This is a genomic window from Microcoleus vaginatus PCC 9802 (assembly GCA_022701275.1).
Classification (GTDB): domain Bacteria; phylum Cyanobacteriota; class Cyanobacteriia; order Cyanobacteriales; family Microcoleaceae; genus Microcoleus; species Microcoleus vaginatus_A.
Genome location: CP031740.1, coordinates 5,846,001 through 5,859,011 on the forward strand (window position 1 = coordinate 5,846,001; position 13,011 = coordinate 5,859,011).

The 13,011-nt window shown below is 45.8% G+C and carries 8 protein-coding genes; 3 read left to right on the forward strand and 5 right to left on the reverse strand.

From position 1 onward, the window contains the following. Positions 1 to 139 precede the first annotated feature (139 nt). Both D0A34_24285 and D0A34_24290 read right to left on the reverse strand, forming a co-directional pair. A complete protein-coding gene (locus D0A34_24285; GenBank protein UNU21547.1) occupies positions 140 to 1,135 on the reverse strand; it encodes a hypothetical protein in 996 nt (331 codons plus the stop codon). Positions 1,136 to 1,317: 182 nt separating this feature from the next. After that, a complete protein-coding gene (locus tag D0A34_24290; GenBank protein UNU21548.1) occupies positions 1,318 to 3,009 on the reverse strand; it encodes a hypothetical protein in 1,692 nt (563 codons plus the stop codon). A 70-nt stretch (positions 3,010 to 3,079) separates the two neighbouring features. On the opposite strand from D0A34_24290, the gene D0A34_24295 reads away from it, so the two are divergent. After that, positions 3,080 to 4,579: an FAD-dependent oxidoreductase gene (locus D0A34_24295; protein UNU21549.1), complete on the forward strand. Its 1,500-nt coding sequence runs from the start codon at positions 3,080 to 3,082 to the stop codon at positions 4,577 to 4,579. A gap of 286 nt (positions 4,580 to 4,865) precedes the next feature. Here D0A34_24295 and D0A34_24300 read toward each other — a convergent pair whose 3' ends face one another. After that, a complete protein-coding gene (locus tag D0A34_24300; protein UNU21550.1) occupies positions 4,866 to 5,876 on the reverse strand; it encodes a leucine-rich repeat domain-containing protein in 1,011 nt (336 codons plus the stop codon). Between the two features lie 178 nt (positions 5,877 to 6,054). Here D0A34_24300 and D0A34_24305 point away from each other — a divergent pair, with 178 nt between their 5' ends. Next, positions 6,055 to 6,513: a DUF4281 domain-containing protein gene (locus D0A34_24305; GenBank protein UNU21551.1), complete on the forward strand. Its 459-nt coding sequence runs from the start codon at positions 6,055 to 6,057 to the stop codon at positions 6,511 to 6,513. Positions 6,514 to 6,857: 344 nt separating this feature from the next. On the opposite strand, the gene D0A34_24310 is transcribed toward D0A34_24305, so the two are convergent. Next, the gene (locus tag D0A34_24310; protein UNU21552.1) at positions 6,858 to 9,779 is read right to left on the reverse strand and encodes a GAF domain-containing protein; all 2,922 of its coding nucleotides are present in this window, start codon (positions 9,777 to 9,779) and stop codon (positions 6,858 to 6,860) included. 231 nt (positions 9,780 to 10,010) lie between these two features. On the opposite strand from D0A34_24310, the gene D0A34_24315 reads away from it, so the two are divergent. Then, entirely contained in the window at positions 10,011 to 11,177 is a 1,167-nt protein-coding gene (locus D0A34_24315; GenBank protein ID UNU21553.1) for a quinone-dependent dihydroorotate dehydrogenase, read from the forward strand. Positions 11,178 to 11,554: 377 nt separating this feature from the next. Here D0A34_24315 and D0A34_24320 read toward each other — a convergent pair whose 3' ends face one another. Next, a complete protein-coding gene (locus tag D0A34_24320) occupies positions 11,555 to 13,006 on the reverse strand; it encodes an anthranilate synthase component I (protein UNU22447.1) in 1,452 nt (483 codons plus the stop codon). Positions 13,007 to 13,011: the final 5 nt, after the last annotated feature.

Below are 13,011 nucleotides of genomic sequence, written 5' to 3' on the forward strand. Positions count from 1 at the left end.
TTGTGAATGCTACAAAATGGCCTTAACTATTAAATTAATGACGGCTCTCCTACCCAGCTTATTTTTACTAATAATTGTTAAATCACAGGGTGGAAGATTAACTCTTTTGGCGACAGCCTTAAATTGCTACTAGAAGTAATTACCCGTGCATTTCTCCATTCGGCATAATTGTACCGCGCAATTGAGCACCCGCTAAATTAGCCGTGCTCAAGTCTGCCCTAATCAAAGTTGTGCGGTGCAAATTTGCCTCCCGCAAATCTGTTCTAGCCAGGTAAGCATCAGTCATATCAGCTTCACTCAAATTTGCCTGATTAAAATTAGCTCGACTCAAATCAGCCCGCACCAAATTAGCTCGACTCAAGTCAGCCATAATTAAATTAGCATTGCTCAACTTAACATCAGTCATAAATGCACCGCGCAAATTAGCGCCCGCCAATTCAGCATCAAGTAACACAGCTCTTTCCAACTTAGCATTGGCCATTACAGCCCAGGAAAAATTTGTTTCTACCAAAGTTGCTTCAGTCAAAAATATGCCATCTAAAATAGCTTCGCTCAAATTTGCCTGAGTCAGATTTGCTTCTCCCAGAAATGCTTCAGTCAAATTAGCGTGACTGAGATTAGCTTTAGTCAAATCTGCACCTTGTAAATTGACGCCCCGCAAATCTGCACCTTGCAAATTTGCACCCCGCAAATTTGCACCCTCAAAAAGCCGCAGCTCCTTCCGCAAATTTGCACCCCGCAAGCACGCACCGCGCAAATCTGCACCCTGCAAGTTGACACCTCGCATATCTGCATCGCTCAAATTTGCATCAATAAAAACTGCCAAAGAGATGTTAGCTTTGCGAAAGTCTGCACCTTGCAAAGTCGCTCCGTGGAAGTCTGCATCGGACAAATTTGCTCCGCTCAAGTTTGCCTGATTTAAGTTAGCACCGCAGAGCTTTGCATTAGTTAAATTGGCGCGCTGAAGGTTAATTCTGCTCAGGTACGACATCGCTAAGTTTGCACCCCAGAGGTCAGCACTGCTTAAATTGACGCCAATTAAATCGGCACCGCTCAGGTATACCCCTCTGAGATTCATACCTTGAAAATCTAGTTCTCCTGATGTATATCGCCTTAAAATTTCGCTGGCATTCATATTGGTTTTTGTTGTTAATTAGGTACAATCTGCTATTTCTAGACTTGTTAAATGTCTGTTCGCGCAAGCGGACTTAGTTTTTGTAGCGCCAGACTTGAGTCTGAGAAATTTGATGAAATTTCTTGAATTTCAGTTGACGCAAGCGGACTTAGTTTGTGTTACCCCAGACTTGAGTAGGGCATTTAATGAGTTTGATTGACAAATTCTTGAGTCCAAAAGACTGTTTTATTACCTAACTGTCGCCCGTGAATTTTCACATGAGTAAGATATTTTGATTTTAAAGTACAGAGTTTTTTGTGAATGTATGTAGCTGTCGCCTGTTGGTTTGGTACTTCAGCAGACTCTAGAATCACATGGAGCCAACCGTCTTTAAATCCCGCTGTAGCAGCAATTCCTTTAGGCTGTAGCAATTGATTAATCAATTGGGCGATCGCCTTTGGTTTGCCTTGTTTTGCCATTTCCAGAAGCTGATACTGATTTGCTTTATGGGTAGAGTTTTCCTGCGGTATGTCTGAAATATTGTCATCCAGGTTTTCTGTGATTTCAGAAGGATATTTACCGCTTTCTTTTGACTCCAATTCGATCAAAATTTCCAGCATTTTATCGGTAAACTTCTGAACTTTTCCTACATACTCTCTGAGATTTTTATATTTCCAGTACAAACGCTCCTCTGGACTTCCCGTAGAAAATTTTCCGTTCAAAGCAGCTTCTAACTTGGTGAATATATTTTCTATTTGCGCCGTTGCGGAGTTAGCACTTTGACTGACTAATTCTGTCATTTCTTCTTCCAATTCCAACTTGCGTTTGATGGAATCGCTAATATTTATAATAACAGGAGCCGCCGGTTCTAAAGTTTCGATAATAGTCGGCATTTCTGCAACGGGGAATGTTTCTACCATTTCCGGTCTGAAATCGGTAGCATAATTATTGCTGGTTTCGGGTTCTTTAAACGGTACATTTTCTGCCGTGTCCGGCACTAAATAACTCTTTTGGGGGTCATAATGATAGTGAGATGGAGCAGCTTGAAGGATGTGAGTAATCTCGCCTGGATCAAAATAATCGCTGCGTCTGTCCACCAGCTCCCTCTCTTCATAAACACTGTTGTTTAAATGTGTCTGATCGTAATCTTCACTAGCCGAAGATTCGGCTTCATCCGGTTCTTCCTGTTGCATTTTTGCGTAACAATGATTCATCGCTTTGATGATTACGCTCGCAGCTTGGTCGTTTTCATCTCTGTTGTCGAGATTGCTAGCAGTTCTGTACAACTGAGATTCCAGTTCGGCTAGGCTGCCACAGACATTAAACAGTTGTCGCAGTAGATTGTCAAGTTCTTGAGTTTTCAGCAGGAGCCAATCGCGATCGCTAAAAGTAAACTCGTGATAAAGAGTAGAAAAAATTAGGATCTTCGCCCTTAGCGGATTTGTTTGCTGCAAAATTTTTTGTCGGACATCAAATAATTTGCCGGGGTTTCTTGCACTTTCTTCGCTGCTGGGTATTTCCGAACTAAAGTGCTCTTCAAATGCGGGAGCTTCCTGACCGCCAAAACTCGATATGTTTATTTCTAATTTGGTGAAATCTTCAAATTCATACAGCCTGCTAAGTTGACAGACTATGAGGTCTGCTACTAAAGCATACTCGGTTTTTTTATTAACCTTAGAGACTATACTATTTAAAACTGCTTCAATATCTTCTAACCTGCTGTATTTGGCGCACAGTTCTTCAATTAAAATCCTTAGATCTGCGCTGGCGAGTTGGGCCGGATCGTTTTCCCAGGACTCTTTACAAGCAAAAAATATTATTTTTTTAATGCGCGAGATATTGAGGTCTTGTTCTAATTCGCGAACAACTTCATCTAAAATAGATAAAGCTTTCATAGTTTTCCTCCCATAAAACTACCCTGTCAACAGTAAGTAAGAAATAATACAATTATACCATATTTGATAAATGCAAGACTTTGATGCGATCGTAATTGGCAGCGGTATTGGCGGCTTAGTCGCCGGCTCGATGCTAGCTCGCTACGGCAAGCGGGTGCTCGTCTGCGAGAGCCACACAATAGCGGGCGGGGCAGCTCACAGCTTTTCGCGCCGGGGATTTCACTTTGATTCGGGGCCTTCTTTTTATTGCGGTTTGACTGACCCCCGGTCGTTCAATCCTTTGCGGCAAGTTTTTGATGTTTTGGAGGAATCGATCGCAGCAATTTCCTACGATCCGCTGGGGCATTACCATTTTCCAGAGGGAAGTTTACCGGTTTATGCTGATGCGAGAAGTTACTTAGATGCTATAGCTAAGTTCGCACCGCAAGGTGCTGTAGAATTACAGCAATTTCAACAAAACTTATTAGTTTTGTATGAAGCTTTGCGTGGAATTCCGGCTTTAGCGCTGAGATCCGACTGGCAGTTAATACCTGTTTTGCTGTCTCGGTACTCGCCTGCTTTGCTGAAGCTGTTGCCGCTAGTAGGTGCGATCGCGGGCTCTGCCGGTTCCTTGATGGATCGGGATGTGCGCGATCCTTGGGTGCGGCGTTTGATTGATTTGGAGTGCTTTTTGCTGTCGGGTTTGAAAGCGCACGGAACTGTCGCGCCGGAAATAGCTTTTATGATTGGCGAACGATCGCGCTGTGCGATCGAATATCCTGTAGGTGGCAGCGGTGCGATCGTCGATGCTTTAGTGAGAGGTTTGCAGCGCTGGGGAGGAAAGTTGCGCCTGGGAACTTCTGTCGAGCAAATATTAGTTGAATCCGGCAAAACCACCGGCGTTCGCTTGCAAAATGGCGAAGTTATCAGCGCCCCAATTGTCATTTCAAATGCCACAATCTGGGATACTTATACAAAATTACTGCGACCTGAAGATTTGCCGGAAAGCTACCGAAAAAACGCTTTGTCGATGCCCGCAGTAGAGAGTTTCATGCACCTGCATTTAGGAATTAAAGCCGAAGGACTCGAAGGTTTGACCGGCCACCACGTCGTCGTTCACGACAGCAAGATTGACATTACAGTACCCGGAAATACTTGCATGATTTCGATTCCTACGGTGTGGGATGCAACTCTGGCGCCGCCCGGACATCACGCCGTTCACGCTTATACATTGGAACCTTACGAAGGTTGGGAATATGGCGAATTGTATCACCAGAAAAAGCAAGAGCGATCGCAATCTCTGTTTCAAGCTTTAGAAAGAATTATACCGGATTTGCGATCGCGAATAGTTTTAGAGTCGCTCGGCACACCGCTAACCCACGCCCGATTTTTGCACCGATATCAAGGAACTTACGGGCCTGCAATTGCCGCCGGAAAAGGCACATTTCCCGGGCCGCAAACACCAGTCAAAGGCTTGTATCGGGTGGGAGACAGCACCATGCCGGGAATTGGCGTCCCCGCCGTCGCAGCATCGGGTATTTTGTGCGCGAATACTTTGGTAAATTCGGATGTGACAGCACAATTTTTGTAAATTGGTAGAGGAAGCGGGCGGGTTTTGCCCAAGATATTTCCGGCAACTCAACAAATAGATAAACCCGCCCTCTCGGAACCAGTAAACTGCTTGCTGGAGCGCTGATGAGTGCTAAAGACTGATTATCCACCAGCGGCAAAAGCGCCCAGAATTGCGATCGACAAAGCCAAACCGGGCAACAGCAGCAATCCTAACATCAAAGCATCGTGTCCACTCATCACTTTCTCCTGATATTGACGTTCAACATTATACTCTATAAACTGCCCTCTTGCCTCGGCCTTAATAATTAAAACCGACATATAGATTCAGGATTGACAGGGCAAATTTTATTAACAATGGGATTCCCGCGCAAGTCCAGTGTAGTTAACTTTTGCAAAGATTGCAGGGAACTGATATCAGAGATTTGATTGTTGTACAAGTCTAGCAAAAATAAATTATTTAAAGCTTGCAGCGCGCTGGTATCGGAAATCGGATTGTTGAACAGATAAAGTTCAGTCAAATTAGTTAACGATTTCAGCGGGCTGATGTCGGATATTTGATTGTTACCGAGGTTTAGTTCAATTAAATTAGTGAGCGATGTCAAAGGACTAATATCAGAGATTTGATTTTGGAATAAAACCAATTTATTTAAGTTAGTTAGCGATGCCAGCGGAGTAATGTCAGATATTTTATTTCCGAATAGAAAGAGCGTAGTGAGATTTTTTAAAGAACTAAGCCGGGTTATATCCGATATTTTATTATTGTAAAGGTATAGTGTATCGAGGGCAGTCAAATTTGTCAAAGGAGCGAGATCAGAAATTTGATTGTTGTAGAGGATCAGCGCATTTAAGTTCGTTAAAGCTTGCAACGGAGTGATGTCGGAAATTTTGTTGTCAAACAAGACAAGTGCGGTAAGATTAGTTAGACCTGCTAGGGGACTGATATCTGAGATTTGATTGGTATCGAGAACGAGTTGACTCAGATTTATTAGAGATGAAAGCGGGCTGATATCTGATATTTGATTAACATCCATAATCAAAGTTTTCAGATTGGTTAAAGATTGCAGGGGAGCGAGGTCAGATATTCGATTGCTGCCGAGGATAAGATTAGTAAGTTTAGTGAAAGATGAGAGGGGACTGATATCGGTAATTTGAAGATTTTTGAGGTTAAGTTCTGTTGTATTAGAAAGCAGTGCGTTGGCTCGATCGCACTCGGGAGTATCTGATATTTGCAACAGTATTTCTACCGTATGTTTAGCATCAAGCGAGAGATTCTCTTTTTGCTTGCACAAATCGGGAAAGTTATTATAAGTTGTCATGGGCTGTGCTGCCTTAATCGATTTTAGATGCGAGATTTTAAATTTTAGATAAGTATAGCAATTCTATTTCATTTGTGAATGACATTTTTTTCGGCTTTTGAGAAATTTCGGCAAAAATTGTGTAAAGTAATCTTAACATCCTTAATTGAATTGCATTCGCAGGAGCCAAGAGCCAACTATGACACCAGAACTAATTTTTAATGTCGGTAATCTGTTCGTTGTGCCTTTCTGGGCAATTATGATTTTATTACCAAACTGGGGAATTACCCGAAAAGTGATGAATTCCTTTATTCCGTTTGCAGTGCTAGCCGTTTTGTACATATATTTGTTTGGTAGCAGTCTGACTGCGGAAAATGCGGCTGCTTTGTCCAATCCCAAGCTAGCAGATATTGCTAAGTTTCTGGGGGAGGAAACGGCGGCGGCTACGGGATGGATACATTTTTTAGTGATGGACTTGTTTGTCGGGCGCTGGATTTATTTGGAAGGACAGCGGACAGGAGTTTGGACGGTTCATTCTTTGGCTTTGTGTTTTTTTGCTGGGCCGATGGGATTGCTTTCTCATATTGTAACTGCTTGGATTACTCAAAGGTTTTTCCCGAGTTCTGAGGCGGCGGAAACTGTTACTTCATCGGTTTAGGCAGAGGGTTTTTAATACCTTGGATGTTATATCGCATCCGGTTGCATCGGAATGATTAAACCGCGAAGGCGCAAAGGACACGAAGGAAGAGAAAGAAGAAGGTGCAGTTCTTCCTTCGCGCTATGAGCGTCTTCGCGGTTCATTTAATCTTACGACCTAACAGAACTCGATCTAATACAAGTCCGAATCAAACCGAGTTGATATCAATTATCCACTCTTGGACGCAGAACCTAATTATGTAGCGTGCACCTGAAGCACTTTACCGCTAGAAGTTAGGTAGGGGCTGGTTTATAAGTACCTCGTATGTGAATTACAGATTGGGGTGAAATCGCCGGTACAGAATTTTAAGAATGGGCTAGGGGCAGCACCAAACGAGCCACAATTAAATTGTTTTCTAACATTTCTATAGAAAAGTTTCCCCCCATTAAGCGTACCGCTCGCTGATAAACTAAGAGATTTTGCACGATCGACCTATTGGAAGTAGAAACGGCTAATATGTCCGGCCCGGAACCGCCGTTGAAGGCAGCAATTAACTGTCGATCGCACGCGCCGCTATCGCTCACAGACAATTCTAGCCAATCTTCTCCCAACAACTGAGAGCGAATCTCAATCTTGGCGCCAACAGCAGAGCGCCTGCAAGCCGCCGCGAGCAATTCGCACAAGATCAAATCCAGCTTGATGCTGTCGCCGCGAACGCTCAAAGTCTGACCCGCAGGCATCGACACAGCAATTTCTCTGTGCACTTCCAGCAAGACTTGCGACTGTTTGACCAGGGAGGCCGTTCGATCGAGCGATCGCCTGAGCCAAGCGCTCACAGGCACCGCATCTTGTCCGAATTGCAGCCGCCACTGTTCCTGTTTCAGCAGCAAATGAGTTGACCCCAAAGCATTGCCAATTTGCCGCAAAACCTGTTGGTAGCGCAAAATTTTCAGAGCATCCTTTTGCTCCTTCGCCGACTGCAAAATCGACTGACTCAACTCCCCCAACTCCTTCACCCCCGCTCCCACAGTGCGGTAAAACTCCTCAAAACGGCGCTGTTTGTACCAGTTGAGCAGCTCCAGATCCAATCGCTGCGACTCCTGGGCCGATTGCACCGCCAAATACCTGCGCCACCAAGCCAACTGAGACGCCATCGAGCTGAGTAAACTCACCGACAACTCCGACCACTGGCGGCCCGGAGCGTCCGCAGCCACCACAATGCCCGCCGGAGCGTGTTCTGGGGCAGTCCGCAGCGCCACCGTCAGAATCTCGCCAATTCCCGGACTGCGGAGCCACCGCTTCGTCGCCAGCGGCAGTTGGCTCGTGCTCTGTTGCAGCACGCCCGCTTCTGCCAGGGTTTGTTGGATCAAGGCATCTGTTTTGACAGGAATCACCGCCTCGGGATTGAGGGCAAATACGGGATTGGCAGCTACCGTCGCCACGATGGAACCTTCCTCCTGACCGGGATTCCAAGTAATTAGGGCTACTAAAGGACAGGAAAGTGTCTGGGAAACGTGTTGAGCAAAGTTACGATCGAGCTTTTGTAGCGGCAACTCTGGGAACATCGTCGGTGAAGCAGCAGATATCTCTTGCTCAGATTGCTCATCAGGAGAATGGTGCAAAACCGCCAAACCCGATTTGAGCAATCGCTCAAAGTGCTGATATTTGTCGATTTCCGCACTCTGCTGCCAGGAGTGCAGGATCAATCCTAGCTGTTGGCCCACTAGCCGAACTAATTCTTGCTCAGATCGCCTCCAAGTGCGAGTTGCATTGTGTCCGACAACCAGCAAACCCTCGATCGATTTTCGATTAGCGATTTTCGATTTTAGATTCGGGTTTTCTCCCTCTTTCTTTTTCCCCCTCGTGTTCGATGCCAAAAGCGATCGCACCCCCGCCTCCCCCAACACTTCCCGCCAAGCACCCAACCGCCCGTCTTCCTCCCAATTTTCAATCGCCACAGGTTCGCTTTCTTGCAACAGCCCCACGTCAGCCACATCGAGGGCGTTGAGTGGCGACGGCACTGATCTGCGGTTGCGGGGCAGATTTTGGCAGACAATTTCAAAGCGATTTTGTTCTTCGCCGTACAGCAGCAGCAAAAAGTATTCGCATTTGAGCCGCTCGCACAACTGTTCGGCGGTATTTTTCAAAGTCGCCTCCCAGTCAGCATCGCTGTAGATGGCGTGAGCTATTCCGGCAGTTAAATCTCGATCGATCTCAGTTTGCTGAATCCTCTCCTCCATCTCCGACACCGGAGCCGTCAGAGCCACTAACTGCGCCACTCCCTGCAGGTAATGCTTTTCATTGTCTTGCCAAATCCGGGGCTCGCCGGCTTCGACTGCCAAAAATCCCAACAATTCCCCTTCTGAAACAATCGGCGCAGCCAACAGAGAGCGAGCGCGGATTTGCTGCATCAACCGCCCCGTCAGCTCAGTTTTCAGAGAACTTTGAGATTCACCGATCCAAACCATTTCTTCTCTGCCCAAAGCCTGATAAAATTCGCCCAAGTCTTGAACGGTGATGCCCGAAGCCGCTCGGCTCGGCCCGCCCAAACCCGGAGCAACTTCGCGGTTGCTGACTCGGCGCCAAAAATAGCGTCGCTCTCGCTCAAACCAATAAACATTGGTGCGCGTCGGCTCGATAAATTCATGAGTTTGTTCGACCACCGCTTGCAAGTATTGGTCGAGCGATCGCAATTCTCCCAACTGCGAAAGCAGCGCTAAAAGAGACTCATCTGGGTGTTTAACTTGTTGTCGCTGCCAGTCTTTTTCTATTTGATAAAGAGCAGTTGCCAGCGCTCCAAATACGATCGCCAACTGGGTTTTTTCCCCCGACTTTGGCGACGCTCCCCACAGGTCTGTGCCGAGCAAAATCACGCCGTAGCAGCGGTCTTTGTAGCGGAGCGGAAACAGAGTCGTGCCTTGAATATTGAAAGTTTGAGCTGCTTTGCGCCATTCTCCGGCTCTACTTTCCGATCGCAAATCCGGGACTCCCACCGGCCGGAGCTGAATCACCACTTGTTCGAGCAAATCCCCCGGACTGAGAGCAAAGCGCTGTTTGAGAAAAGACAGGTCGCCGTTAGGAGTCATGCCGCCTTTTCCGAACAATCGGTGGGCCTGTCGATCGTACAACCCGATCCAAATCAACCGCCAGTCAAATTCCGTTTGCAAGTAACCGAGTGTGGTCGAAAGTAGCACTTCAACGTTCTCCTCTTCTCGGAGAGTCTGGAGAACGCGCTCCAAGGTCGCGATTTGTTCGTCTAAATCCTTTGGTCTTTGCTGCTGCCCCATTTCCAAGCTTCCCCGCACCTTTGTCTAATTTAAAATTACTAACTTAAAAATTCAAAAAATTAAAATGCAAAAGAATCAACTTATAATATAATCGTCTCACTTATCCCTCAATCTAAAACATTGGATAAAGTCGATCGAAGTTGAAGTAAAAACTTCGCCTTCACTGTCTGCTCCTGAATATTTTTATTTCCCTTCTCATTTCTAATTTGTAAATTGCCCCAGTACAAATCATTGGATATTTATCAATCAAGTGTACGCCCGCTGTTGTTTTCCGTATTGAAAACCGATGCCGAGTGGCTGCACAACCGCACTCTCCAAGTTCTCGAACTCGCAGCCAGAACCCAGTCAAACCCCGCAACCAGCCAAATGCTCTGGCGATTGCAGAAATCTTTGGGAGTTCAAGATTCTCGCCTCGAACAATCTTTGTGGGGACTGAGCTTTAACAATCCTGTCGGCTTAGCCGCCGGATTTGATAAAAACGGCGTAGCTGCCGATATTTGGGCAAATTTTGGCTTTGGCTTTGCCGAACTCGGCACTGTCACTTGTCAACCACAGCCGGGAAACCCCCAACCTCGCTTGTTTCGATTGACTCAGGACAGTGCAGCCCTCAACCGCATGGGATTTAACAATCAAGGAGCCGCGGCAATGGCAGCCCGGTTTCAGGCAGCACAGAAACACTCAAAATTCGATGCCTCGCGCCCCATGCCTCAGTCTCGATTCCCCTTGGGCATCAATCTCGGTAAATCTAAGGTAACACCGTTAGAGCAAGCCGCAGCCGACTATTTGGAGAGTTTTAAGCTGCTGAAAGATTGGGGCGACTATTTTGTAGTGAACGTTTCCTCTCCGAATACGCCTGGGTTGCGATCGCTCCAAGATGCTGCTGGGCTAAGCACAATTTTGGAAATTTTGCAACAAGAAAATCAGGGAAGCAAGCCAATTTTAGTCAAGATTGCGCCGGATTTGGAGTCGGAGGCGATCGTATCAATCCTCGACTTAGCAAAAACCTACCAACTAGCAGGAATTATCGCCACAAATACCACCATCCGCCGCGATGGATTGAAAACACAAATATTGCGAGAAACAGGCCAACCAATCGCCGAAGAAGCCGGGGGAATTAGCGGACTTCCTGTGCGGGAGCGATCGACAGAAGTAATCCGATTTATCTGGCAATATACAAAAGGCGAATTACCCATAATTGGAGTTGGCGGCATTTTCACCGCCGAAGATGCTTGGGAAAAAATAGCCGCCGGTGCGAGTTTAATTCAAGTTTACACCGGTTGGGTTTACGAAGGGCCTTGGATGGTGCGCCGGATTCTACAAGGGTTGTTGCAAAAGTTAGAAGAAGGGGGATTTAGTTCTATTTCTGAGGCAGTAGGTTCGGACAATCAATACACATAGGAGTGAAAAGCAAGTCTTGGGCAGGCAGGATGCCTGCCCCACAAGAATTGTTGAAGAAGTCTCATAAATTCTGGCAGGAATCAGCCATTGAGGGGTTTGGTTAATTGCTTGTGCTTTTCCTTTCCGATCGTGATAGTGAGCTTATCCAACAGCTAACCAGCTTTGGCAGTCTCGTCTAATATCCATGAGTTCGCCCAGAATCTGGCTCACAGTGCGATCGCTAAAAACACTATCAGGCGACACCCTACCAACAGTTTCCTAACATTAATAATACAAGAAATCTTCTTTTTTCTCTATTTCAATCAGTATTACATCCAAAGTAAATTGGTAATCTAAATTTTCCACAGTCTTAACAATTCAATTTATATAACACGCATCTAATCAAATATTTGTGCTAATTTCAAAGCATTAACTTGAGCTTGAGCTTTATGCAGCGATTCCTGCCATTCCCTTTCTGGATCGCTATCAGCAACAATCCCTGCACCCACTTGTCCCCAAACAATTCCCCCGGTCGTACCGTCACTTTTTGGGGCATATAAAAGGGTGCGAATCAAAATATTTAAATCCAGGTTGCCGCGCCAGTCCAAATAACCGCAGGAACCGTAAAATAAATTGCGCTTCACGGGTTCCAATTCTTCGATAATTTCCAGACAGCGCACTTTCGGACAACCTGTAATCGTACCGCCCGGAAATACCCCTCGAATTAAGTCGATCGCGTCACAATCTCCTCTTAATGTACCGATAACATTACTGACGAGGTGCATCACGTGACTGTAGCGTTCAATCGTCAGAAATTCGTTAACTTTTACCGAGCCCCATTCACACACCCTCCCGATATCGTTGCGCTCTAAGTCAACTAACATAATATGTTCGGCTCTTTCTTTGATATTCTCTATTAATTCCTGTGCTAACTGCTCATCTTGAATGCCGGTTAAACCTCGCGGTCGCGTTCCCGCGATCGGTCTAGTATCCACTTTTTTTCCTAATAATTGAACGAGTCTTTCCGGCGAACAACTAACTATGGCCCCCCACGGAGTTTGCCAATAACTTGCAAAAGGCGAAGGATTGATCCGTTGCAAAGCGCGGTAAATTGACCAACTACTGCAATCTGTACGGGCTTCAAACCGCAAAGATAAATTAGTCTGAAAAATATCGCCGGCATGAATATACTTCTGAGCTTTTTGCACTATTTCTTTATACTGACTCTGAGATAGGTGAAAAATAGGAGTAGCGGAATTTTGTTGATAATTCTCCGGTAAATTATTCTCGATTATTTCTCGATCAGTTTGCTCTAATTGATGCTGCATAACATCGAGGTGAGAAGGTTGACTCGCAGCCAACCAGAGAATTTGCGTTTGACCGTCTAAAACCGCAAAAGATTCTGGTTCGTACCAACAGCTAACCGGGAAAGGAAGCGGATCGGTATTGAGTTGGGGCAGGTGTTCGATTTCCCATGCTAAATCATAACCTAGCCATCCCAACCAACCCCCAGTAAAAGGAATTTCCGGCGGTACATTCACTGCTAAATTTTGCTTTTGAGAGTCCAAAAGAGCGCGTAAAAAAGGTAAAATTTCACCGACTGGCGGTGTCCATAGCTGAGATTGACCATCAATTATCCGGGGAGAACCTGCACAAATAGAATATCGTGCCAAGTTAGTAGAAGATGTAACTGGACTTTCTAGCAGAACGGCCATATCGCGGGGGACACAATCCGATATTGAGCCTGCACGGTGGGCAGTTTGACCGAGAAATAAAATTTGAAAAATCTCAGATCCGCTGCGCTGATTTAGGGGAAGCTTTCGCCAATACCAAGGTTGTATTTGTTTCATAATAT